The following is a 23,089-nucleotide window of genomic DNA, read 5'->3' on the forward strand; positions in this document are numbered from 1 at the left end:
TGAAGCTCCTTGATGAAAACTTATTTTATTATAGGGTAAGACTTTTCTTGGCTGTGTCTATGATGGCTTTACGGGCGAAGACTAAGTGTCGACGTTTACCGCCCAGTTGTCGCCATAACACTGCGCTGCGCATGGCTGCGAGCAGCAGGGCGCGAATTTTGTGTTGTACTATTGGACGTTGCAGGCACAGCGGATTACCTGAGATCTGAATCTTAGGTCCAAGATTACTGATAATGTCGCTATAAATACTGGCCAGATTGGCAATGACTTGCTCGTCGGTGATCGCAAAATGATGTAGCTGGCGATTCACTTGATTAATACGTTCGGCAAGCATGGCTAAGCCGCTGTTAGAACGGGTTAATTTACGTTCAAGCGCCAAAATACCGACCAGATAGCGGGTGATTTCCACATCTTTTTGACTGCTGTCGCCCAGTTGGTTTAACACCAACTTATAACCTTTGTGCAGCGCGGCCTTGTCTTGATAGACATCGGCGACGCTTTCAGGGTTGGTCACTAAAATGGTGTTTAAACTGGTCGCCAGCTCATCAGTGTCACTCTCACCATGACGGGCTAAATGCTGAACTTGCGCAATGGCCTGCAGTATTCCTGCAAAGGCCATCGTGCGATTATGGAGCTGCTCGTTCACGGCTTATCCTCGGATCAGTTGATCGATAATCCCGCCACCTAGGCACACTTCGCCATCGTAGAATACCGCTGATTGGCCAGGCGTCACGGCGGCAACAGGCTCGTCAAACACCACCTTGAGGGTATTGTCATCAAGATAGGTGAGGGTGCAGGGGATATCCTGCTGGCGGTAACGGGTTTTCACCACAATCTGGCTGCCTTCGGCGGGACCTTTGCGGTCGACCCAATGCAATTGATTGACGAACATGCCGTTTGACATCAAACGTGGGTGATGCCCACCTTGGCCAACCACTAACACATTACGTTTTAAATCTTTATCCACCACGTACCAAGGATCGTCATTGCTGTTTTTCATGCCGCCAATACCCAGACCCTTACGTTGGCCTAAGGTGTGGTACATCAAGCCTTGGTGCTTACCAATGACTTCGCCTTCGGCGGTTTCGATATTGCCAGGTTGCGCCGGTAAGTAATTGCCTAAGAATTCAGTGAATTTACGTTCACCGATAAAGCAAATGCCGGTACTGTCCTTCTTATCATGGGTAATTAAGCCCATTTTTTTAGCGATTTCACGCACTTCGTGCTTTTCGAGTTCACCAACGGGAAACAGGCTACGCGCCACTTGTTCATGGCTTAAGGTATACAGGAAGTAGCTCTGATCCTTGTTGTTATCAACTCCGCGCAGCATTTGCGTGGTGCCATCGGCATTATCGCGGCGGCGCACATAATGGCCCATGGCGATGTAGTCAGCATCGAGGATATCGTCGGCAAAGTCTAAAAAGGCTTTAAATTTGATTTCTTTGTTGCACATGATATCGGGGTTAGGGGTACGACCCGCCTTATATTCGGCGAGGAAGTACTCGAACACATTGTCCCAATATTCGGCGGCAAAGTTGACCGTGTGCAGTTTGATCCCAAGCTTGTCGCAAACGGCTTGAGCATCTTTTAAATCTTCAGCGGCCGCGCAATACTCGTCGTTGTCATCTTCTTCCCAGTTCTTCATGAAAAGGCCTTCAACCTGATAGCCTTGCTGCATAAGCAAATAGGCTGAAACAGATGAATCAACACCGCCGGACATGCCGACAATGACTTTTTTTCCTGTATGAGTGGGTTCGATTGATGTCATAGATCCTAAAAACCATTGAGTATATGTATCGGTTAGCCGCGAGAATGACTCACTTTGGTGGGCCACTCTCACGTTAAAATCTGCGTCTTCGCTTAGACTGTGTTTGATGGCAGACAAGCGAGCGATTCATCGAGCGGGTGTTTGCTAAAACAGCGCTTAAATGCCGTGTTGAATCGCGAATTTACGCGGGGGCGTATTCTATCACGCCTTGTCGCTTGGGGCTATCTTTGACATCCCGTTAGACGCTGACTATTGAGTAATTCGAGGGAGTAGGTTTGCCCCTGTTGCTGCTGATGGCGGTAATCCCTAAGGCAATCGAGCACCAATGGGCTACGAAGCTGCTCCATTTTGGCTTCGATTTGCTCAAAGCTCAGCCAATGGGCAGCATCGATATCCGCATCCTGTGGCTGAGGGGGGAGCAGTGCATCGACTTGTACGAAAAAGGTAAAGCGCACAAAAGCAAGGGTTTCACTGGCACTAAACTGATAAATCCCCACTAAGCCTTGGGGTTCGAGATCCAGCCCAGTTTCTTCGAGCACTTCACGTTTACAGGCTTGGATCAGACTCTCATTCGCTTCTAAATGGCCGGCGGGCTGGTTAAAGCGCTGCTCGCCATCGATCCACTCTTCCACTAACAGATACTTATCTTCGGTAGGCGCGTGGATAATACAGGCCACAGTCACATTGGGTTTGTATCTGAGTTTTTCTGCCACGCTAATCACCTTTTTATCTGTTGCTTGGGCACTGTGACATCCTGTTTATTGCATTCGCAGTGTTGTTAAATCATTCTGCCTTTTGAGTCACTTGGATGCATTTATGCTCACCCGTGGCTAAATCATCTAGACTCCATTGACCTATTTTATAACGAATGAGTCTTAAGGTCGGAAAACCAATATGGGCCGTCATCCGCCGAACTTGGCGATTGCGTCCTTCATGGATTTGAATTTCCAGCCAAGTGGTAGGGATGTTTTTTCGCTCACGGATCGGCGGATTACGCAGCCAAACATTCGGCGCTGGCATGATGCTGACCTTAGCGGGGAGTGTCATACCATCTTTTAATTCAACCCCTTGGCGCAGTTTCGCTAAATCTGCTTCCGTGGGCTCTCCCTCGACTTGCACCCAATAGGTTTTAAAGGTTTTCTTTTTCGGCTCAGTCAGTTTGGCCTGAAGTTGACCGTCGTTGGTGAGGAGTAACAAGCCTTCACTGTCGCGATCCAATCGCCCTGCGGCATACACACCCGGAATAGGGATGTAATCCTTTAAGGTCTTGCGGCCTTGTTCATCGGTAAATTGGCATAGGACATCGAACGGCTTATTAAATAAGACGATCATCGGCTCGCCTTGGGGTTTTGTGCGCGTAGCCGAAGAGCGCTGCTGCGAGCGAGGTTTGGCGCCGCTACGCTCTGCATTGTTTCGTTTAGCGTTTGCCCCTTGCTGTAAACTTGGCTTGGCATTTTTGGCGAAGGTATGGGGTTTCTTGGCGCTATTGCGGTTATCCGCCGGATTGGCGCGCCCTGTAGCGGGGCGTTTGCCGCTGGCGCGTGGGCTGGATGCGGTTGCTGGCGTGCTGTTTTTGTTCATGCTGTGGCTAATAGTCGCTGTAAGCTGACGACCGAACTTAAAAGTTTGAGGACGTGTATCAATAATCTGTACACAGTGTACTTGGCATTCGCCGTTAGTGGAATTTGAATATTACTGCGAATGCTCTATGATGTCGGCCTGAAAATGTGATCTACGCCTAAATGTTTGTTAGGTATTAATGAGTCAATTTACCCACGTTGGCGAACGCAAAGAGGATGTTGCCGCGGGTTTTGAGGTAGCAGAGGCGTTCACGATTGCCTCGATAGAGAATTCCGCCGTGCCAATGTTTGTTCGTCATGATATAAAATTATTATAAAAATATTAAATTTTACAATAATGTAGGATGTAACATGAAAGATAACTCACCAACAATTATTTATACCGAAACCGATGAAGCACCAGCGCTAGCAACGCTTTCTCTGTTACCTATCATCAAAACCTTTACCGATGCGGCGGGTGTTGCGGTTGAAACCCGTGATATTTCTTTATCGGGCCGTGTGATTGCTAATTTCCCTGAAAAACTGACTGACGCGCAAAAGATTGGCGATCACTTAGCTGAGCTGGGTGAATTAGCGAACCAACCTGAAGCTAACATCATTAAACTGCCGAACATCAGTGCCTCAATCCCGCAGTTAAAAGCTTGTATTTTAGAGCTGCAACAGAAAGGTTACGACATTCCAAATTATCCTGACGAGCCAAAGACTGACGAAGAAAAGTCTATCAAAGCCCGTTACGACAAGATCAAAGGCAGTGCGGTAAACCCAGTGCTGCGTGAAGGTAACTCTGATCGCCGCGCGCCGCTGTCAGTGAAAAACTTCGCGAAGAAAAACCCACACTCAATGGGTAAGTGGACCAAAGAGTCTCAATCACATGTTGCTCACATGAGCGAAGGTGACTTCTACGGTAGCGAGCAGTCAGTGACGCTGGCTAACGCAGACACAGTTAACATCGTACTGTCGCAAAAAGACGGTCAAGAAGTGGTATTGAAATCTGGCCTGAAACTGCTAGCTGGTGAGATCATCGACGCGTCAGTGATGAGCAAAAAAGCCTTAGTGAGCTTCTTTGAGCGTGAAATCGCCAATGCCAAGGCTGAAAACGTGTTGTTATCACTGCACCTTAAAGCCACCATGATGAAAGTGTCTGATCCCATTATGTTTGGTCACGCAGTAAAAGTGTTCTTCAAACCTGTGTTTGATAAACATGCGTCATTATTTGCTGAGTTAGGCGTTGATGTGAACAACGGCTTTGGCGATGTATACGCCAAAATCGCTGGCTTACCTGCCGATGTCCGCGCACAGATTGAAGCGGATATCGCCGCCGTTTATGCTGAGCGCCCAGCGCTGGCGATGGTAGATTCTGACAAAGGTATCACCAACTTACACGTACCAAGCGACATCATTATCGATGCTTCTATGCCTGCTGCTATTCGTTCATCAGGCCAAATGTGGGGCCCTGATGGCAAGTTGCACGACACTAAAGCGCTGATCCCAGACCGTTGCTACGCGGGTGTGTATCAAGAAACTATCGCTTTCTGTAAAGAACACGGTGCCTTCGATCCAAGCACTATGGGTAGCGTGCCAAACGTTGGTCTGATGGCGCAAAAAGCCGAAGAATACGGTAGCCACGATAAAACCTTCGAAATCCCAGCGGATGGCGTAGTTAACGTGATCGATGCCAGTGGCAAAGTGTTAATGAGCCACAACGTTGAAGCGGGCGATATTTGGAGAATGTGCCAAGTTAAAGATGCGCCAATTCGCGACTGGGTGAAATTAGCCGTACGCCGTGCACGCTTAAGCAATACTCCTGCAGTATTCTGGTTAGATGCGAATCGTGCCCACGATGCACAGCTGATCGCTAAAGTGAAGCAATATCTGCCTGAGCATGATACTAACGGTTTAGAAATCAGCATCATGTCACCAGAAGAAGCAACACGTTTCTCATTAGTACGTATTAAAGAAGGTAAAGATACTATTTCTGTTACCGGTAACGTACTGCGTGACTACCTGACTGACTTGTTCCCAATTCTCGAACTGGGTACAAGTGCTAAGATGCTGTCTATCGTGCCATTAATGAATGGTGGCGGCCTGTTCGAAACGGGTGCGGGCGGTAGTGCGCCTAAACACGTACAACAGGTTGAAAAAGAAGGTCACTTACGTTGGGACTCTCTGGGTGAATTCCTGGCTTTAGCGGCTTCTTTAGAGCACTTAAGCCAAACTGTGGGTAATCCTAAGGCACAAGTACTGGCGGATACTTTAGATCAAGCCATCGGTCAGTTCTTAGATAGCAACAAGTCGCCATCAAGACGCGTTGGTGAGTTGGATAACCGTGGTAGCCATTTCTATCTGGCGATGTACTGGGCACAAGCGTTAGCCGCTCAAACCAAAGACGAGCAGTTACAAGCTCATTTTATTCCATTAGCGCACGCTTTAAGCGCAAATGAGCAAGTGATTGTTGCTGAGCTAAACAACGCGCAAGGTGCACCAGTGGATTTAGGCGGTTACTATCGTTTAGACGCCGCAAAAGCTGAAAAAGCCATGCGTCCAAGTGAGACACTGAACAAGCTATTAATTGCTTAACGATTTATCGTTAACTTAGCATTCATACTGAAAAGGCCTGCATTGCAGGCCTTTTTTATGACACTTAATCTTCGAGAATGCTAACAATCGCCCAATAAAAAGGCAGGGATAAATCCCTGCCTTTTAGATCATTGGCCTCACCAAACGTTATTTTGTTGGTGAAATGGCTGAAGCGTGCATTCCTTTTGGACCCTGTTCTACTTCGAATTGAACTGGTTGGCCTGCTTTTAGAGTTCTATAGCCTTCCATTTCAATGGTAGAATAGTGTGCAAAAACGTCCTCGCCACCTTGATCAGGGCAAATAAACCCGAATCCTTTGGCGTTGTTGAACCATTTAACAGTTCCGCTTGCCATACTTCCACTTCCTTCTGTTGTCTACTTACCAGTAAGATAGTAAAACCTGTATAGACGGGATTGTTTCACCGTCTGAGCTACAGAATGTAAGGAGTAAAAGCGGAAGTCAAGCTAAAATTAACAAAGAGGTAACAACTAATTAATTTGAAGATAGCAATTGGAAGAGGCCAACACGAGAGGCTAGTATTAAAAAATGGGTAAGACAGGAAACATAGAACACGTTGAAGAGCGTGTGGAATCTGAGTTAATGCCACCTTCGATGTATAAGGTGATCCTCAATAATGACGATTACACTCCAATGGATTTTGTGATCGAAGTGCTGCAAATCTTCTTTCGCAAGAATGAGCAGGAAGCCACAGATATCATGTTGACTATTCATCACCAGGGAAAGGGTATCTGCGGGATTTTCCCCTACGGCATTGCAGAAACTAAGGTGATACAAGTAAATCAATTTGCAAGACAAAACCAACATCCGTTACTGTGTTCGTTAGAGAAGGCTTAACAGCGCTTACTCTGTTGTCAGTTGTTAATTTTGGGGGTGCTTATGCTGAACAAAGATCTGGAAGTCACCTTAAATCTGGCGTTTCAGCAAGCCAGAGAGGCACGTCACGAGTACATGACAGTTGAACATCTGTTATTGGCTCTGATAGACAACCCTGCGGCTCAAGAAGCGCTAATCGCCTGTGGAGCGAATTTAGATAAACTCAGAGATGAAGTAGCAAGCTTTATCCAACAAACCACCCCAATCATTGCGGATATGGACGATGATAAAGAAACCCAACCAACGCTTGGGTTTCAGCGGGTGCTGCAACGCGCCGTTTTCCATGTGCAATCCTCGGGCCGCAATGAAGTCACTGGCGCCAATGTGCTGGTGGCGATTTTTAGTGAGCAGGAATCCCAAGCTGTGTATTTGCTGCGTCGCAGCGACATCAGTCGTTTAGATGTGGTGAACTATATTTCCCATGGTTTTTCAAAAAATGAGGACAGCGACGCCCATCAAGATCACGAACGCATCGAAGATCAAACCGAAGCGGGTGAAGAGCGTAGCATGTTGTCGCAGTTTGCGAGCAATCTAAACCAGCTTGCGAAGCAAGGGATTATCGACCCACTCATCGGCCGCGATCAAGAAATTGAACGGGCAATTCAAACCCTATGTCGTCGCCGTAAAAATAATCCGCTACTGGTGGGTGAGGCTGGCGTGGGTAAAACTGCGATTGCCGAAGGCTTGGCCTATCGAATCGTCAATAATCAAGTGCCAGAGGTGATGTCACAGGCGACGGTTTATTCCCTCGACTTAGGCTCCTTGCTTGCTGGCACTAAATACCGTGGCGATTTTGAAAAACGTTTCAAGAGTCTGCTTAAGGAACTCAGCGCCGATAAACACGCCATTTTATTTATCGATGAAATTCACACCATCATTGGTGCGGGCGCCGCATCGGGTGGGGTGATGGATGCGTCGAACCTACTTAAGCCATTATTATCGAGCGGTAATTTGCGTTGCATGGGCTCGACCACCTTCCAAGAATATCAAAGCATTTTTGAGAAGGACCGTGCACTGGCGCGTCGTTTCCAGAAGGTCGATATCAATGAGCCTTCAGTAGCTGAAACCACAAAAATTCTCATGGGGCTTAAGGCTAAGTACGAAGAGTACCATGGAGTGCGTTATACCCAAGCGGCGATTAATAGCGCGGCTGAGCTGTCGGCAAAACACATTAATGACCGGCATTTACCCGATAAAGCCATCGATGTGATCGATGAGGCGGGTGCGCGAATGGCCATGTTGCCACAGAGCAAACGTAAGAAAACCATCGGTCAGGCCGAGATTGAAACCATAGTGGCTAAGATTGCTCGGATCCCAGAAAAGTCTGTCTCTGCCACCGACAAAGACTTACTGCGTAATCTTGAGCGCAATCTCAAGATGGTGGTCTTTGGTCAAGACAAGGCAATTGAGTCCTTAAGCTCGGCGATTCGTTTATCTCGCAGTGGGTTAGGTACGGATAAAAAGCCTGTGGGCAGTTTCTTATTTGCGGGCCCAACTGGGGTTGGTAAGACAGAAGTCACCAATCAGTTAGCCAGTTGCCTTGGCATGAAACTGGTGCGCTTTGATATGTCTGAGTACATGGAAAGCCATACGGTTTCTCGCTTAATTGGTGCGCCTCCAGGTTATGTGGGCTACGACCAAGGTGGTTTACTGACCGATGCTGTGATTAAGAATCCCCATTGCGTGGTGCTACTCGATGAAATTGAGAAGGCTCACCCCGATGTGTATAACCTATTGCTGCAAGTGATGGATCACGGCACCTTAACCGATAACAACGGTCGCAAGGCGGACTTTAGGCATGTCACCTTAGTGATGACGACAAACGCAGGGGTTCAGGAAACGATCCGTAAGTCTATTGGCTTTACGCAGCAGGATCATACCCAAGATGCCCTGTCGGAAATCAATCGGGTCTTTTCACCAGAGTTTCGTAACCGCTTAGATTCCATCATTTGGTTCAACCATTTAGACATGACCATCATTGCCAAAGTGGTGGATAAATTCTTGGTGGAATTGCAGGCACAACTGGATGCGAAACATGTGGTGCTGGAAGTTAGCGATGAAGCCAGAACCTTACTCGCCGAGAAAGGCTATGATAAGAGCATGGGTGCACGACCAATGGCCCGTGTGGTGACTGAGCTGATTAAACGTCCGTTAGCGGATGAGATCCTCTTCGGTGCGTTAGAACATGGCGGTATTGCCCATGTCGATGCGAAGGAAGGGGAAATTGTCATCCACACCGAGCGGCATGAGAAGAGTACCAGCAAAGCGTAAATGCTGTGAAACCCAATAAAAATGGCTGCAATTGCAGCCATTTTTCTGATCTTTCGCCAACAAAAAAACCCGGCCTCGCCGGGTTTTTCAACTAAGGGGTACTATTAGCGTGCGCGGAAGACAATACGACCTTTGGTCAGATCATAAGGAGTCAACTGAACGGTAACTTTGTCACCAGTCAGAATGCGGATGTAGTTTTTGCGCATTTTGCCAGAAATGTGGGCTATCACCACATGACCATTTTCAAGCTCTACGCGGAACATTGTGTTTGGCAAGGTTTCAAGGATAGTGCCTTGCATTTCAATGTTGTCTTCTTTCGCCATTAATTAGTTATCCCATTAGCCTTCGAATATAAAAAACGGGCGTATCATGCCGCAAATTCACCTTGCTGTAAAGGGGAAGTGCCTAGCAAACTTGGGAATACTCCCAGCCTTGGGGAGTTAAAATCTGGTAAGGGCGGTATAAGCGCTTGTAGGACATTTTTCGATTTGCATCAATTTGATACCCGAGATAAAGAAATTCTTTATCCTGTAATTTTGCTAAGCGGCACTGGAGTAAAATGAGCAGTGAGCCAAGGGAGCGACGTTCTTCATCGGGGTCAAAATAACTGTAAATAGCCGACAAACTATTGGGGAGCGTATCTGTCACTGCGACTGCTAAAAGTCGATTTCCATCATAGACTTCGATAAAGGTTGGAGGTAGCCAATGGCAAAATAAGAACTGCTCATACTGCGACTTACTCGGAGGAAACATGGGGCCATCGAAGTGGCGCTCACGAATGTATTTTTCATACAAGGCGTATTGGGCCTCGGTATGCTCTGAGGTAATACGCCAAGTTAAATCGCGGTTATGGGCTAAAGTGCGTTTTTGCCGTTTAGAAGGCATGAATTCATTAATCGGCAGACGAATCGGCTGACAGGCACTGCAACGAGGACAGCGTGGTTTATAAATGGCGCTGCCACTGCGGCGAAAACCTATGGCTAATAGGCGATCAAATAAAATGGGGTCGAGGGTTTCCTCTTGGATCACCAACAGTTGTTCCTGCTGTCCATCAAGATAACTGCAGGGGAAGATTTGGCTGATCCCAATGGCGATGGGCGTGTTACTCGCGTTAGAGTTCAAGAGTGACCTCACTCGGTATCCAAGCCGCTGGGTTGACGGGCTTATCCCTAAACTGAGTCAAGAGTTGAATAAAATCAGCGCGTTTGACTGGCTTGGCCCCCAAGCTCTCAAGGTGGGGATTCATCACCTGTGCGTCAATCAATTTAAAATTCATTGTGATGAGATGCTGTTGTAGCACTGCCATGGCCGCCTTTGACGCGTTGGTTTCGCGGTGGAACATGGATTCCCCACAAAAGACTTGACCGATAGCAAGGCCATAAAGGCCGCCAATTAAACGCTCGCCGTGCCAGACTTCGACGGAATGGGCATGGCCATTATGGTGTAACTCGCGGTAAGCCATTTGAATTTCATGGGTTATCCAAGTGCCGGCTTGTTTACGCCGAGGTTGAGCGCAGCCCGCCATCACATCGGTAAAGGCATGGTTGATGGTGAATCGCCAGGGCTGTTTTTTTAAATATTTGCGTAAACTGGTACTGATATTCACTTGGCCAGGAATAAAAATGGCGCGGGGATCCGGTGACCACCATAAGATGGGATCGTCGGCGTTAAACCAAGGAAAAATGCCGTGATAATAGGCGGTTAATAAACGTTCAGGTCGAAGATCACCGCCTATCGCCAATAAGCCGTTTGGATCGGTTAGGGCGAGTTCGGGTGAAGGAAAAGCTTCAAATTCGTGATTCAGAAAAGACAGTGAGTTCACAATTGCGTATGATTCAGTAATAGACCCTTATATTAAGTTAGCGGAAATTCGGATATGTGGAAACCTACACTAGCGAGCTTTATGTTTATTTGTGCTTTAGTGATTTCTCCCGTGCAAGCAGGCTACGATCGTAATCAGGCTGTGCCGGTCGAAAAAGTCCTCTATGGCGATATCAACTCGGTACGCAATATCACCGAAACCCAATTGATTGAAGACAGAAACCAAGGTTGGAAAACCTTTGGTGGCGCCTTAGCGGGCGGGGTGATTGGCCATCAATTTGGTGGCGGCTCAGGACAAGATATCGCAACGGTATTGGGGGCCTTGATTGGCGCTGGTGTGGGTAATCGTTATGGTAGTGGCACGACAGTGCAATCACTTAAGCTAGTGGAGCTGATGATCACTCAGGAAGATGGCACGCAAGTCATGGTGATCCAAGATTATGATCCCGGCATGGTATTCAATGCGGGAGATAAGGTACGTGTGGTGTACCTGCAAGGTGGGGTTCGCGTTGATTTAGCCATGTGATACAGTACGAACTTAAGCGTAACTGCCTATAATCAATAAAAAAGTGTAAACGGTGATGGAATGACACGGACAGAACTAACCCAATATTTAGCCGATTTTTTGCGCGTATCGGCCTTTAAAGATTACGCCCCGAATGGGTTACAGGTTGAAGGGAAAGCAGAGATCCGCACAATAGTGACAGGTGTGACGGCGTGCCAAGCGTTAATCGATGAAGCGATTCGCCTCAAAGCCGATGCGATTTTGGTTCACCATGGTTTTTTTTGGAAGAGTGAACCAGAGGTGATCACCGGCATGAAGCAGCGGCGGATCAAAGCCTTACTCGCCCATGATATCAACCTGTTTGGCTATCACTTGCCCTTAGATGCTCACCCTATGTTGGGCAACAATGCCACACTCGGCCGCAAACTTGGGATCCTCGATGCCGAAGCGGTTGAAGATGTGGCGCAGGGGCTCGTGTGGCGTGGCAAACTGGATTTACCTGTTAGTGCCAGTGAATTTGCCGCGACCTTAGGTGATGTACTTGGCAGAACGCCACTGCATATTGGTGAAAGTTCGGATGAAATCCAGCACTTAGCTTGGTGTACTGGTGGCGCTCAGGATTATATCGATATTGCTGCAAGCCTTGGGGTTGATGCGTTTATCAGTGGCGAAGTGTCCGAGCGGACGTTCCACAGCGCGGTGGAGCAGGGTATTCACTATTATGCAGCGGGTCACCATGCAACTGAGCGTTTTGGTATTGAGGCGCTGGGGCGCCATCTCGCCCGCGAATTTAATTTAGTGCACCATTTTGTGGATATCGCTAACCCTGTCTAATGGCGTTGCCTTATCGACATCTTGCAAACAAAAGGCGAGCCATGCTCGCCTTTGTCTTATGTAAATTACCCCTAAGTTTCAGTCAGCTTAAGTTTGAATAAGCCTTAGTTTAAATAAGCCCTAGGGTCGATAGGATAAAAATGCCTAAGGTGCAGGTGAGTAGTGAGCAAACTGTGGTGAGGGCGATAATATTGGCGGCTAGGGTGGCATTTCCTCCCATGGCCCGCGCCATCACATAACTTGCGGCCGCCGTGGGCGCGGCGCTCATCAAAAACACTAAGGCCAATTCAACACCGCGATAGCCAAGTATCAAGGCTCCTAGGGTGATGAACAGTGGCGCAAAGATCAGTTTTAAGGCGGTCGAGAACCAAGTGGAATACTTTTCATGTCTAAGCGAGCCAATATCCAGTGAGCCGCCAGTGCACAGCAGTGCTAAGGGGAGCGTCATATTGGCAAAGTATTGTCCGGCATCGAGAACCATTTTAGGAACCGGGATCGCCAGCAGATAAAACAGCATGCCGAGCATAATGGCAATGATCAGCGGGTTTTTGGTGATGGTTTTAATGATCACCGCAAAGGCGCGGCGGCTCGATTCTTCTCCCCGCGGGCTTAAACAAATCACGGCTTGGATATTGTAGAGCAGTGTCATGGATGCCACATAAACGGCCGCTAAAGCAACGCCTGATTCGCCATAGGCATTAGAGACATAGGCTAAGCCGATAATGGCGGTATTGGCTCTAAATCCCCCTTGAATGATGACGCCTTGATCCTTCGGCTCGGGGAAAAATCGTTTCGTCGCGTAGGTCGAGAGAATAAAAAACAGTAAGTTGGCTAATAAGCCATAACCGATTAACGGCGCACTGGCGGCAAGATCGTGGTGCGAGCTAATGATGCTGAGAAACAACAGCGCGGGCAGGGTGACATTAAAAACCAGCTTAGAGGCGACATCAATAAAGTGCTCATCAATCACCTGGGTGCGTTTAAGCATCACGCCTAAGGCTAACATTAAACAGATGGGACCAGTTATTGAAGCAGAAAACAACAACTGCTCAATGATATTGCCCATAACTTCTCCTCGAAAATTCCATAGTGCGTTGCCGCGACACAGTGCGGCTTGGCTATTACAACAGCTATTACAACAACGATTACAGCTCAGCCAGGACAGCTTAGTGATTGCGGCCTCGCGATTAACGCTTAGCCACAGGCGCGATAGTGTCCCACTGTAAGCCGCTTGTCGAGAGCGCATTCGGCTAGGCTCCCAGAAAAAGCGTAAAGGGATGTTTTTACCAACAAATAAGGCCGCATTTAATGCGGCCTTATGTCGGTTTAGCAGTAGCTTGGGTCGTGCTCTGTGTTTTACTTGACACGCATGCCAGGCTGTGCGCCTTCATGGGGTTCTAAAATCCATAAATCGCTGCCACCAGGGCCTGCAGCCAGTACCATGCCTTCTGACATGCCAAAACGCATTTTACGCGGTGCAAGGTTGGCGACCATCACAGTCAACTTACCTTCGAGATCCTCAGGTGAGTAGGCCGATTTAATGCCCGCAAATACCTGACGGGTTTCGCCGCCGATATCCAATTGCAGTTTTAACAGTTTGTCTGCTTCGGCCACATGCTCGGCTTTGACAATACGGGCAATACGCAGATCGATTTTAGCGAAATCTTCATAGTTAATGGTGTCGCTAATCGGATCGCTCGCCAATGGGCCCTTAGGCGCTTCAGGCTCGCTCGTGGCTTGCAGGTTTTCTTTAGAGTCGGCCACCATAGCGTTAACCTTGTCTAATTCAACACGTTGCATCATGGCTTTGAATGGTGCAATTTCGTGTCCCGCCATATCTTGGCCTAAGCTATCCCAAGTTAAGGTCTGTTGGAAGAAGGCTTCAACATCCAGCGCTAAACGTGGCAATACAGGTTTTAAGTAAGTGACCAGAATACGGAACAGGTTCAGGGCGTTCGAGCACACTTGGTGCGCGGCTTCCTGTTGATCGTCTTGCTTCACTAACTGCCAAGGCGCCGCATCGGCGACAAAACCGTTGGCGATATCGGCTAGTGCCATGATTTCGCGCATCGCTTTACCGTATTCGCGGGTTTCATAAAACTCGGCGATTTGCTCTTGCTTAGCTAAAAACGCATCCGTGAGCGTGGTGTCGGCTATCTTGGCCAACTTGCCATCGAAACGCTTAGTGATAAAGCCTGCAGTACGAGACGCTAGGTTAACGAGTTTGCCAACTAAGTCTGAGTTTACGCGCTGAACGAAGTCTTCTAAATTCAGGTCGAGATCGTCGATACGGCTGCTCAGCTTGGCGGCGTAGTAGTAGCGTAAGTATTCAGGATCTAAGTGGTCTAAATAGGTGCGCGCCTTAATAAAGGTGCCCTTAGATTTAGACATCTTAGCGCCGTTTACTGTAACATAACCGTGGGCGTAGACGCTGTTAGGTTGACGGTAGCCCGAGCCATGGAGCATCGCTGGCCAGAACAGGCTGTGGAAGTAAACGATGTCTTTACCGATAAAGTGGTAAACTTCGGCCTTAGAATCCTTTGCCCAAAATTCGTCAAAGCTCAGCTCTGGGCGTTTGTCACAGAGGTTTTTGAATGAGCCCATGTAGCCGATAGGTGCATCTAACCATACGTAGAAGTATTTGCCCGGTGCATCTGGGATCTCAAAACCAAAGTAAGGTGCATCGCGGGTGATGTCCCATTGCTGCAGGCCCTGTTCGAACCATTCATCGAGTTTGTTGGCCATTTCGGTTTGCAGCGCACCCGAGCGAGTCCACTCTTTGAGCATGTCTTCGAAGGCGGGTAAATCGAAGAAGAAGTGCTCAGTGTCCTTCATTACAGGTGTCGCGCCAGAGACGGCCGACTTAGGATTAATCAGCTCAGTTGGGCTGTAAGTTGCGCCGCAGGCATCACAGTTATCGCCGTATTGATCCGGTGATTTACACTTAGGGCAGGTGCCTTTTACGAAGCGGTCTGGCAGGAACATCGACTTTTCAGGGTCAAATAATTGCGAAATGCTCTTGCTCTTGATATAGCCATTAGCGCGCAGTTTTAAGTAAATATCGCTCGCCAGCACGCGGTTTTCTTCACTGTGGGTGCTGTGATAATTATCGAAGGCGATATTAAAATCGGCGAAATCTTGCTGATGCTCTTTGTTGACTTGCGCGATCATTTCTTCAGGCGCCATGCCTAATTGTTGCGCCTTGAGCATAATCGGTGTGCCGTGGGCGTCATCGGCACAAATATAGTGGCACTCATGTCCACGAAGCTTTTGATAACGCGACCAGATATCCGTCTGGATGTATTCCAGCATGTGACCTAAATGAATCGGTCCGTTCGCGTAGGGAAGTGCGCTGGTCACGAGAATTTTACGTTGTGAAGTTGCCATCTTGTCTCAAATATCGTGGTGGGCCAAAAATAATGGTAGAGATACTAACCGATTACAGGATGATTTTCATCAAAACCTGAGTCGATTGGGTTAAATCTGCGCTAATGTTTTTGTCATTATCTGGTACACTTGGGCAAATTTATTGGTGGGGGTAATTCTTTTGTCTTCAACTCAAACTGATTATCGTTTAAGTGACGATCTTCTCGGGCCCGTTCTGGCCATTCTCGATGCATATATCGACCCGTATTTAGCGAAGGGGTTAGTGAGCGCAGGATGCGTGAATAAATTGGCGATTGAAGGTAAGCGTTTGCAGCTTGGCTTAGTCTATCCATACCCTTGCATGACGCAATATCGTGATACTGTCATGGCAATCACCAACAAACTCGCGGTGCTGGATGCCATCGACGAAGTTGAGTGTGAAATCGATTTCCAACCAAAAGTGTATTCGGCGATTGCCTCTATTGCACCCATTGCGAATGTGAAGCAAGTGATTGCCGTCGCGTCCGGCAAAGGCGGTGTGGGTAAATCGACCACAGCGGTTAACCTTGCCTTAGCTCTGGCCGCCGAAGGTGCCCAGGTCGGTATTTTAGATGCCGATATTTATGGTCCTTCCGTCCCATTAATGCTTGGGATCCCCAACTTCAGACCCGTTTCCCTTGATGGTAAACACATGAGCGCCGCCAGTGCCCACGGTATTGCAGCTCAATCAATTGGTTTTATGTTAAGTGGTGATGAAGCCGCAGTATGGCGTGGTCCTATGGCGGCGGGCGCGCTTGCGCAGCTGCTCAATGAAACCCAGTGGCCTGAACTCGATTATCTGGTGGTCGACATGCCGCCGGGGACTGGCGACATTCAATTGACCCTGTCGCAAAAAGTGCCTGTCAGTGGCGCTGTGATCGTGACTACCCCGCAGGACATCGCACTGGCCGATGCCAAGAAAGGCATCACCATGTTCCAGAAGGTGAATATTCCCGTCCTCGGGATTGTTGAGAATATGAGTTTCCATTTATGCCCCGAGTGTGGTCATAAAGAACACCCATTTGGTACGCACGGTGGCAGTAAAATGGCCGAGCGTTATCAAGTTCCACTGTTAGGCGCCTTACCGCTGCACATCAATATCCGTGAAGCCATGGATGTGGGGGCGCCGACGGTTGTAGCCGAACCTGACAGTGAAGTGGCAGCACTTTATCGGGAAATTGCCCGTAAAGTGGGCGCCGAATTGGCTCTCAAACAGAGCCAAAAAACAGTTTCTATTAGCGTATCAGATGACGAGTAAGGTTTAAGGGTATGAATTCTCAGCAGTGTGTCATTATTGCAATTGCTGGCGCGTCAGCATCGGGCAAGAGTTTAATTGCCAAGACGATTTTTGACGAACTTCGCCGCGATTTAGGCACAGATCAGATTGGGGTAATTAACGAAGACGCGTACTACCGCGATCAGAGTCATTTATCCATGGATGAGCGTGTGTTAACAAACTACGACCATCCCAAAGCGTTAGACCATCAGCTGCTATGCACGCACTTGCAGTTGCTAAAGTCTGGCGAAGCTGTTGATATTCCTTGCTATAGTTATACCGAACATACGCGTATGGCCGAAACCGTAAAAATGACGCCGAAAAAAGTGATCATTTTAGAAGGCATCCTGCTGTTAACAGACCCTAAATTGCGTGAATTGATGGATGCGAGCGTGTTTATGGATACGCCGCTGGACATTTGCTTCCTGCGCCGCTTAACCCGCGACGTGGCCGAGCGTGGCCGTACAATGGAATCGGTGATTTCACAGTACAAGAAGACAGTGCGTCCTATGTTCCTGCAATTTATTGAACCTTCAAAACAATACGCTGATATTATCGTGCCTCGTGGTGGTAAAAACCGTATCGCGACCGATATTTTGAAGACTCGTATTCAACATCTACTGGCAAAATAACGACTAAAACTCAGGGAGTAAAAGGCAAGATGCGCTTAACCGATATCGAAATTGAACAGGCCCTTGATAACGGCACGATTGTGATTGAACCTCGCCCAAGCAACGATGCGATTTCTGGTGTGAGTGTCGATGTGCGATTAGGGGGGCAATTTCGGGTCTTTAAAGATCATACCGCGCCTTTTATCGACCTGAGTGGTCCGAGTACGGAAGTGCAGGCGGCGCTTGATCGGGTGATGAGCGAAATCATCGAAATCCCTGACGGCGAAGCCTTCTTCCTCCATCCCGGTGAATTGGCGCTCGCCGTGACCTATGAAAGCGTGACGCTGCCAGCCGATATCGTCGGTTGGCTCGATGGCCGCTCTTCACTGGCGCGTTTAGGCCTGATGGTGCACGTCACTGCACACCGAATTGATCCGGGTTGGCAGGGTAAAATCGTGCTTGAGTTTTATAACAGTGGTAAGTTGCCTTTGGCGCTGCGTCCACGGATGACTATTGGTGCGTTAAACTTTGAACGTTTAAGTGGCCCAGTGGCGCGTCCTTACAACAAGCGTAAAAACGCGAAATATAAAGATCAGCAAGATGCGGTCGCCAGCCGTATCAGTCAGGACTAATACCCTTGATTTGGGTTAATGGGGTATCACAGGCAAGCATTGCTCCCATGGACAGAGGGCTTGCCTATGGTGATGGCCTATTTGCCACGATGCGAACCGATGCGCATGGCATTTTGTTTTTTGAGCAGCACCAAGCCCGTCTTACGGCAGGCGCTGCGCGGCTAGGGTTTGACTGGCAAATGAGTCAAGCCCTAAGCCAACAACTCGATACTCTCGCCAAGCAATACCCACAGCACTGTATTAAATTGATGCTCACACGGGGCGTGGGTGGCCGTGGCTATGCGCCGCCAGAGCTGGTTCAAGTCACTGAAGTCGTCTCAGTTCATCCTATTCCTGCCCAATATGCCTTGTGGCAGCAACAGGGCATTCGCCTTGCGACGTCAGCGGTCCAATTAGGTCATCAACCCTTATTGGCGGGCATAAAGCACCTTAATCGCCTCGAGCAAGTGTTGATCAAATCCCAGCCCTTAGCCCAAGGTTTTGATGATTGGTTGGTGCTGGATTGCACTGGGCAGGTGATAGAGTCTTCGATGGCGAATATCTTTTTTGTCAAAGGCAATCAAGTGATTACCCCGTCGTTGGAACGCTGCGGCGTCGCGGGTGTGATGCGCGAGCAAGTTATGTTAGCCTTACTTGCACAGCAGATGAATATCAATTGTTTGCCGTTTGGCGCCGAGCGTTTAGTGGAGTTTGACTCGGCATTTATCACTAACAGCGTCTTAGGCGTAGTGGATGTGCTGGCGATTGACTCGCACACTTTTACTCCTTCTCCTTTGACAGCAGATCTTAGACAAACACTTTCACTCTCACTATGAAAAAAATCATTCTGATCGCAAGTTCTACGTTGTTGACCTTGCTGACTTTAGCTTGTTTGGTTGGTTATTGGGGCTATCGAACGATTATTGATTACAGCCAAACCCCCTTAGTCCTAACCGAAGCCAAAGAATTAACCATTGCCCGTGGCACCAGCGTGCACCAGTTGGCCCAACAGTTAGAAACCGATGGTGTTATCCAAGACAAGTGGAAACTCAAATGGTTACTGAGATTGCGCCCAGAACTGGCGAAGATCCGTACCGGTCTTTACGAGATGTCTCCTTCGCAGTCGATTGCCGACTTACTCAATGATTTAGTGAATGGTAAGGTGAAAACCTTCAGCCTGACCTTAGTCGAAGGCAAAACCATTGCCGAGTGGGAGCAACAACTCGCGAGTGCGCCGCACTTACAGTTGTCTCCTGAAGTCTTTAGTGCGGTATTGATGGAGCAGGGCGACGATTCGGCGCTGCCCGAAGGTAAATTCTTCCCCGATACTTACCATTACACCGCCGATAGCGATGCTAAGACGCTGCTCACCCAAAGTTATAAGATGATGGAGCAGGAGCTTGCCAAAGCATGGGCGGAGCGTGTGCCCGGTTTACCACTTAAATCGCCCTACCAGATGCTGATCTTGGCATCGATTGTTGAGAAAGAAACTGGCCAAGCCTTCGAGCGCGATCAAATCGCCGGTGTCTTTATCAATCGACTCAATCTGGGGATGAAGCTGCAAACCGATCCCACGGTCATTTATGGCATGGGGGACAGATTTAAAGGCAATATCACCCGTAAAGATCTCGTCGAAGAGACCCCTTTTAACACTTACCGGATTTTCGGTTTACCGCCAACGCCGATTGCAGCGCCGAGTAAGGCATCATTGCAGGCGGTGTCTAAGCCTGCCAAGGTCAGTTATTTGTATTTTGTGTCGCGCAACGATGGCACCCATGTGTTTTCGACCACCTTGGAAGAGCATAACCGCGCCGTCGATATTTATCAGAGAAAGAAAAAATGACCCAAGCATCCGCCAAATTCATCGTTGTTGAAGGACTGGAAGGCGCAGGCAAATCGAGTGCGATTGCCCTTATTCGCGATTTTATTGAAAAGCATACTGGCCTCGCACCTGTTTGCACCCGCGAGCCAGGCGGTACGCCGCTGGCCGAGCGTATTCGTGACTTAGTGAAAATTGCCGACCCAAGCGATCCTCTGTGTGATGAGTCCGAATGTTTATTGATCTACGCCGCTAGAGCTCAGCTCGTCGCCAATGTGATCAAACCTGCACTGGCAGAAGGCAAGTGGGTGTTAGGGGATAGGCATAATTTGTCGTCCTTAGCTTACCAAGGTGGTGGACGCGGCTTAATGCCCTTAGTCGAAGCCGTGAGTACCGCGACGCTCAAAGGCTTTAAACCCGATTTAACCCTCTATCTTGACCTTGACCCTAAGCTTGGATTGCAGCGCGCAGCAAAGCGGGGCGAGCTTGATAGAATCGAGCAACAAGCCATCGACTTTTTTGAACGGGCGCGCGCAACTTACCTCAAGCTTGCCAACGAAGATGAGCAGATTGTCGTCATCGATGCCAGCCAAACCATGGCCGAAGTGCATAAAGATATTCTGGCCGTGTTACAGGCGATGGCATGGTAACGCAAAGCGGATTTGATGTATTAACCCTGCCTTGGCTCGATGCGCCAAGACAGGCGTTTTTAACCCAGTTACAAATCCAAAAAGTCCCCCACGCGCAACTCGTGGGTATCGATTCCGCCTATGGTGGTGAACTCTTGAGTGTGTTTATGGCGCGCGCCGCCATGTGCTCACAACCCACTCCCACTGGCGGATGCGGTTTTTGTAAGTCTTGCCAGTTATTTGATGCGGGTAACCACCCTGATTTTTATCAAATTGAGGCCGATGGTCATCAAATTAAAGTCGACCAAATCCGTGAGCTGTGTACTCGCCTGAGTGCAACCGCCCAGCAGAGTGGTCGGCGTGTCGCCATTATTCACCACAGCGAGCGCCTGAACTCAGCTTCCGCCAATGCGTTACTCAAGACGCTCGAAGAGCCGGGCAAAGACACTTTACTGCTATTACATTCCGATACGCCCGCGCGTTTAATGCCAACGATCAGCAGTCGCTGCCAACGGCTTTCGTTTGTGGCGCCGTCTAAGATGTTGATCAAAAACTGGTTAATTCAGCACAGCCAGATCCAAGAGGATGTGACTTGGTGTTTAAGTGTGGTTGGCGGCCCATTAAAGTTGGCCGAAAGTTTGCAAACAGATGGGACACAACCGAGTCGCTATCAAACTTTGTTAGGTTTTCGCAAAGATTGGGCGCAAAGTTTGTCGTCAGGCCATCTGTGTGCTAGTTTGTTAACGATAAGTGAACAACAGATCATTGATGCTCTTAAGGTTTTATACTTACTCCTGAGACAAATTTTATTGAAGTACGGCGACCAAGATGCGTTTGTGCAAGCGCAAATAGGGAACTTGGCGGCGAAAATCATGGGAATGTGTCATAGCTTAAGTGCAATGCCGAGTGTCAATTATTTAGGCTTGTGTCAAAGTTATGTCTTAGAATATAGAGAAATAACAAATAAGTAACATGCCATGGTCGATCTTGTCGTAAATTTTGATACCTTACATCAGCTTTACCGCGCCTATATGCCGTTTATCAAACCGGCAGGGCTGTTTGTCGCCACCGGGGAAACCCATTACCTCGGTGAGACGTTAACCATCGCCTATCGTTTACCCGGCGCGACCACCTCCAACGAGTTCCGTGGCGTGGTTGTGTGGATTAATCCGCTGGGCGCATCGGGTGGCCGTCCTGTGGGGATTGGGATTAAAATCGTTTCTGATCCCGACAGCCATAAACACCATATCGAAAAATTGTTATCCCGAGAGCTCGCTTCGGGCGACTTAACTTGCACTATGTAATTTCTATTGTGCTTCGCTAGGGCCTACACTGAGTATTTAACCTGAACTCGGGGTAGCGAGTGTCGAAAATCTAAATTTAACAATCCACGCAAACCAAGTAACTTATTGTTTTTAAAGGTTTCAATCTTTTTTTGACTGAATGCGCAGATTTTTGCGCATATCAAGGCGCTCTGTCGTACGCCATAGCGAGCTATGGTTAGACAGAGCAACGCAGAGAGGCCCGAAAAGATGCCTATTCAGCGGCTCTACTTATCCCGAGCTCAGGTTATTTAGTGCTGAGTGAGCATTAGCGGAATTTGACCTCGATCCCATCGCTGAGTATCCTTGTGCTCCTTTTTTGTTTCACTGTGTGGAAATTGCTGTGCTTATCGATTCACATTGCCATCTCGATCGCCTGAAAGCGGCGCCCGATCAACAAACCTTAGAACTCATCCTCGCTAACGCTAAGGCGCGCGGTGTCGACTATATGCTCTGTGTCAATGTGCGCCAGCAGGGATTCGAGTCGATGCGTGACAAGGTTGCTGCTTTCGAGCAAGTTTTTTTGTCTTCGGGCGTGCATCCGCTGGATGTGAAAGACGGCCTCGATGTTGAGCAAATTCGCCGTTTCGCGATGGATCCAAAAGTGGTGGCTATTGGTGAAACCGGCTTAGATTATTTTTATGCCGATGAGACCAAAGCCCTGCAACAACAGTGTTTTGAGCAACAAATAGCCTTGGCGGTTGAAGTCAATAAGCCGCTGATTGTGCATACCCGTGACGCCCGTGAAGACACCATCAACATGCTCAAAGCGGGGCAGGCGGACAAAGTCGGTGGCGTGTTGCATTGCTTTACGGAAAACTGGGAAATGGCCAAGGCGGCGATTGATTTAGGTTTTTATATTTCCGTTTCTGGCATTGTGACCTTTAAAAATGCCGGTGAGTTAAGAACCGTGATCCGTAAAGTGCCGAAAGAGCGTTTATTGGTGGAAACCGATTCGCCTTATCTTGCACCTATTCCACACCGTGGGCAGGAGAATCAACCTGCCTATGTGCGTGATGTGGCCGAGTTTGTGGCAGAGCTGCGCGCAGAGCGTTACGAAGAGCTTGCCGAGTACACCAGTGAGAACTTCTTTAACTTGTTTAAGGATGCGGCCCGTTTAATCGGCCGATAAGACGTGTAACACTTGGTTGAGTCCGCAAAGGCT

At 48.5% G+C, this 23,089-nt stretch carries 25 protein-coding genes; 15 read left to right on the plus strand and 10 right to left on the minus strand.

Features of this window, described 5'->3' with window-relative positions; genetic code table 11:
• Positions 1–28: 28 nt before the first annotated feature.
• The 4 genes from hflD to N5E87_RS09245 form a co-directional block, all read right to left on the minus strand.
• The gene (gene hflD, locus N5E87_RS09230) at positions 29–646 is read right to left on the minus strand and encodes a high frequency lysogenization protein HflD (protein WP_055648405.1); all 618 of its coding nucleotides are present in this window, start codon (positions 644–646) and stop codon (positions 29–31) included.
• Positions 647–649: 3 nt separating this feature from the next.
• Positions 650–1,768: a tRNA 2-thiouridine(34) synthase MnmA gene (mnmA, locus tag N5E87_RS09235; RefSeq protein WP_055648406.1), complete on the minus strand. Its 1,119-nt coding sequence runs from the start codon at positions 1,766–1,768 to the stop codon at positions 650–652.
• 221 nt (positions 1,769–1,989) lie between these two features.
• Positions 1,990–2,481: an NUDIX hydrolase gene (locus N5E87_RS09240; RefSeq protein ID WP_086903583.1), complete on the minus strand. Its 492-nt coding sequence runs from the start codon at positions 2,479–2,481 to the stop codon at positions 1,990–1,992.
• A gap of 70 nt (positions 2,482–2,551) precedes the next feature.
• Positions 2,552–3,349, minus strand: coding sequence for an rRNA large subunit pseudouridine synthase E (locus N5E87_RS09245; protein WP_164717941.1), 798 nt, complete (start codon positions 3,347–3,349; stop codon positions 2,552–2,554).
• Positions 3,350–3,527: 178 nt separating this feature from the next.
• On the opposite strand from N5E87_RS09245, the gene N5E87_RS09250 reads away from it, so the two are divergent.
• Together N5E87_RS09250 and N5E87_RS09255 are read left to right on the plus strand one after the other, a co-directional pair.
• Positions 3,528–3,665 carry a hypothetical protein gene (locus N5E87_RS09250; protein ID WP_164717942.1) on the plus strand — a complete coding sequence of 46 codons (138 nt, stop codon included), beginning with the start codon at positions 3,528–3,530 and terminating at the stop codon, positions 3,663–3,665.
• A 34-nt stretch (positions 3,666–3,699) separates the two neighbouring features.
• Positions 3,700–5,925, plus strand: coding sequence for an NADP-dependent isocitrate dehydrogenase (locus tag N5E87_RS09255; RefSeq protein ID WP_037426509.1), 2,226 nt, complete (start codon positions 3,700–3,702; stop codon positions 5,923–5,925).
• A gap of 147 nt (positions 5,926–6,072) precedes the next feature.
• Here N5E87_RS09255 and cspD read toward each other — a convergent pair whose 3' ends face one another.
• Positions 6,073–6,279, minus strand: a complete 207-nt coding sequence (gene cspD / locus N5E87_RS09260) for a cold shock domain-containing protein CspD (protein ID WP_011072576.1) — start codon at positions 6,277–6,279, stop codon at positions 6,073–6,075.
• A 193-nt stretch (positions 6,280–6,472) separates the two neighbouring features.
• On the opposite strand from cspD, the gene clpS reads away from it, so the two are divergent.
• Both clpS and clpA read left to right on the plus strand, forming a co-directional pair.
• A complete protein-coding gene (gene clpS / locus N5E87_RS09265) occupies positions 6,473–6,781 on the plus strand; it encodes an ATP-dependent Clp protease adapter ClpS (RefSeq protein ID WP_011622425.1) in 309 nt (102 codons plus the stop codon).
• Positions 6,782–6,823: 42 nt separating this feature from the next.
• Positions 6,824–9,091: an ATP-dependent Clp protease ATP-binding subunit ClpA gene (gene clpA, locus N5E87_RS09270; RefSeq protein ID WP_086903585.1), complete on the plus strand. Its 2,268-nt coding sequence runs from the start codon at positions 6,824–6,826 to the stop codon at positions 9,089–9,091.
• Between the two features lie 104 nt (positions 9,092–9,195).
• Here the strand turns inward: clpA and infA are convergent, their stop codons facing one another.
• The 3 genes from infA to aat all read right to left on the minus strand — a co-directional run bounded on the left by infA (position 9,196) and on the right by aat (position 10,913).
• A complete protein-coding gene (infA, locus tag N5E87_RS09275; RefSeq protein ID WP_006081934.1) occupies positions 9,196–9,414 on the minus strand; it encodes a translation initiation factor IF-1 in 219 nt (72 codons plus the stop codon).
• A gap of 82 nt (positions 9,415–9,496) precedes the next feature.
• Positions 9,497–10,213, minus strand: a complete 717-nt coding sequence (locus N5E87_RS09280) for an arginyltransferase (protein ID WP_086903586.1) — start codon at positions 10,211–10,213, stop codon at positions 9,497–9,499.
• Positions 10,203–10,913 carry a leucyl/phenylalanyl-tRNA--protein transferase gene (gene aat, locus N5E87_RS09285; protein ID WP_279775269.1) on the minus strand — a complete coding sequence of 237 codons (711 nt, stop codon included), beginning with the start codon at positions 10,911–10,913 and terminating at the stop codon, positions 10,203–10,205. Before aat ends, N5E87_RS09280 begins: the two co-directional genes overlap by 11 nt.
• 54 nt (positions 10,914–10,967) lie before the next feature.
• On the opposite strand from aat, the gene N5E87_RS09290 reads away from it, so the two are divergent.
• On the plus strand, positions 10,968–11,438 hold the full coding sequence (locus tag N5E87_RS09290) for a glycine zipper 2TM domain-containing protein (protein ID WP_086903588.1): 471 nt from the start codon (positions 10,968–10,970) through the stop codon (positions 11,436–11,438).
• A 60-nt stretch (positions 11,439–11,498) separates the two neighbouring features.
• Complete coding sequence (locus N5E87_RS09295; protein ID WP_086903589.1) at positions 11,499–12,251, plus strand: Nif3-like dinuclear metal center hexameric protein; 753 nt, start codon at positions 11,499–11,501, stop codon at positions 12,249–12,251.
• Positions 12,252–12,360: 109 nt separating this feature from the next.
• On the opposite strand, the gene N5E87_RS09300 is transcribed toward N5E87_RS09295, so the two are convergent.
• Positions 12,361–13,317: an AEC family transporter gene (locus N5E87_RS09300; RefSeq protein WP_023267346.1), complete on the minus strand. Its 957-nt coding sequence runs from the start codon at positions 13,315–13,317 to the stop codon at positions 12,361–12,363.
• A gap of 290 nt (positions 13,318–13,607) precedes the next feature.
• Complete coding sequence (gene metG, locus N5E87_RS09305; protein ID WP_086903590.1) at positions 13,608–15,638, minus strand: methionine--tRNA ligase; 2,031 nt, start codon at positions 15,636–15,638, stop codon at positions 13,608–13,610.
• A 160-nt stretch (positions 15,639–15,798) separates the two neighbouring features.
• On the opposite strand from metG, the gene apbC reads away from it, so the two are divergent.
• The 9 genes from apbC (at position 15,799) to N5E87_RS09350 (ending at position 23,056) form a co-directional block, all read left to right on the plus strand.
• On the plus strand, positions 15,799–16,914 hold the full coding sequence (gene apbC / locus N5E87_RS09310) for an iron-sulfur cluster carrier protein ApbC (RefSeq protein ID WP_011625975.1): 1,116 nt from the start codon (positions 15,799–15,801) through the stop codon (positions 16,912–16,914).
• An 11-nt stretch (positions 16,915–16,925) separates the two neighbouring features.
• Positions 16,926–17,564, plus strand: a complete 639-nt coding sequence (udk, locus tag N5E87_RS09315; protein ID WP_011072566.1) for a uridine kinase — start codon at positions 16,926–16,928, stop codon at positions 17,562–17,564.
• Between the two features lie 29 nt (positions 17,565–17,593).
• Positions 17,594–18,175, plus strand: coding sequence for a dCTP deaminase (gene dcd, locus N5E87_RS09320; protein WP_055648412.1), 582 nt, complete (start codon positions 17,594–17,596; stop codon positions 18,173–18,175).
• Positions 18,176–18,180: 5 nt separating this feature from the next.
• The gene (gene pabC / locus N5E87_RS09325; RefSeq protein ID WP_055648413.1) at positions 18,181–18,990 is read left to right on the plus strand and encodes an aminodeoxychorismate lyase; all 810 of its coding nucleotides are present in this window, start codon (positions 18,181–18,183) and stop codon (positions 18,988–18,990) included.
• Positions 18,987–19,997, plus strand: coding sequence for an endolytic transglycosylase MltG (gene mltG / locus N5E87_RS09330; protein WP_011622436.1), 1,011 nt, complete (start codon positions 18,987–18,989; stop codon positions 19,995–19,997). The genes pabC and mltG overlap by 4 nt, the downstream gene beginning before the upstream one ends.
• Positions 19,994–20,623: a dTMP kinase gene (tmk, locus tag N5E87_RS09335; RefSeq protein ID WP_086903591.1), complete on the plus strand. Its 630-nt coding sequence runs from the start codon at positions 19,994–19,996 to the stop codon at positions 20,621–20,623. Before mltG ends, tmk begins: the two co-directional genes overlap by 4 nt.
• Positions 20,617–21,573 (plus strand): DNA polymerase III subunit delta', encoded by a 957-nt coding sequence (gene holB / locus N5E87_RS09340; protein WP_086903592.1) that lies wholly within the window; start codon positions 20,617–20,619, stop codon positions 21,571–21,573. The genes tmk and holB overlap by 7 nt, the downstream gene beginning before the upstream one ends.
• 6 nt (positions 21,574–21,579) lie before the next feature.
• Positions 21,580–21,906, plus strand: coding sequence for a PilZ domain-containing protein (locus N5E87_RS09345; RefSeq protein WP_011622439.1), 327 nt, complete (start codon positions 21,580–21,582; stop codon positions 21,904–21,906).
• 361 nt (positions 21,907–22,267) lie between these two features.
• Complete coding sequence (locus N5E87_RS09350) at positions 22,268–23,056, plus strand: YchF/TatD family DNA exonuclease (protein WP_086903593.1); 789 nt, start codon at positions 22,268–22,270, stop codon at positions 23,054–23,056.
• Positions 23,057–23,089: the final 33 nt, after the last annotated feature.

This window comes from Shewanella sp. GD03713, from assembly GCF_029843705.1.
Classification (GTDB): Bacteria; Pseudomonadota; Gammaproteobacteria; order Enterobacterales; family Shewanellaceae; genus Shewanella.

Coding starts and splice junctions, on each gene's coding strand:
- N5E87_RS09300 (WP_023267346.1), bottom strand. CDS start 13,317: ATGGGCAATATCATTGAGCAGTTGTTGTTTTCTGCTTCAATAACTGGT.
- cspD (WP_011072576.1), bottom strand. CDS start 6,279: ATGGCAAGCGGAACTGTTAAATGGTTCAACAACGCCAAAGGATTCGGG.
- udk (WP_011072566.1), top strand. CDS start 16,926: ATGAATTCTCAGCAGTGTGTCATTATTGCAATTGCTGGCGCGTCAGCA.
- N5E87_RS09345 (WP_011622439.1), top strand. CDS start 21,580: ATGGTCGATCTTGTCGTAAATTTTGATACCTTACATCAGCTTTACCGC.
- N5E87_RS09255 (WP_037426509.1), top strand. CDS start 3,700: ATGAAAGATAACTCACCAACAATTATTTATACCGAAACCGATGAAGCA.
- N5E87_RS09295 (WP_086903589.1), top strand. CDS start 11,499: ATGACACGGACAGAACTAACCCAATATTTAGCCGATTTTTTGCGCGTA.
- N5E87_RS09290 (WP_086903588.1), top strand. CDS start 10,968: ATGTGGAAACCTACACTAGCGAGCTTTATGTTTATTTGTGCTTTAGTG.
- mltG (WP_011622436.1), top strand. CDS start 18,987: ATGAAAAAAATCATTCTGATCGCAAGTTCTACGTTGTTGACCTTGCTG.
- holB (WP_086903592.1), top strand. CDS start 20,617: ATGGTAACGCAAAGCGGATTTGATGTATTAACCCTGCCTTGGCTCGAT.
- N5E87_RS09250 (WP_164717942.1), top strand. CDS start 3,528: ATGAGTCAATTTACCCACGTTGGCGAACGCAAAGAGGATGTTGCCGCG.
- dcd (WP_055648412.1), top strand. CDS start 17,594: ATGCGCTTAACCGATATCGAAATTGAACAGGCCCTTGATAACGGCACG.
- N5E87_RS09245 (WP_164717941.1), bottom strand. CDS start 3,349: ATGAACAAAAACAGCACGCCAGCAACCGCATCCAGCCCACGCGCCAGC.
- infA (WP_006081934.1), bottom strand. CDS start 9,414: ATGGCGAAAGAAGACAACATTGAAATGCAAGGCACTATCCTTGAAACC.
- clpA (WP_086903585.1), top strand. CDS start 6,824: ATGCTGAACAAAGATCTGGAAGTCACCTTAAATCTGGCGTTTCAGCAA.
- tmk (WP_086903591.1), top strand. CDS start 19,994: ATGACCCAAGCATCCGCCAAATTCATCGTTGTTGAAGGACTGGAAGGC.
- clpS (WP_011622425.1), top strand. CDS start 6,473: ATGGGTAAGACAGGAAACATAGAACACGTTGAAGAGCGTGTGGAATCT.
- mnmA (WP_055648406.1), bottom strand. CDS start 1,768: ATGACATCAATCGAACCCACTCATACAGGAAAAAAAGTCATTGTCGGC.
- metG (WP_086903590.1), bottom strand. CDS start 15,638: ATGGCAACTTCACAACGTAAAATTCTCGTGACCAGCGCACTTCCCTAC.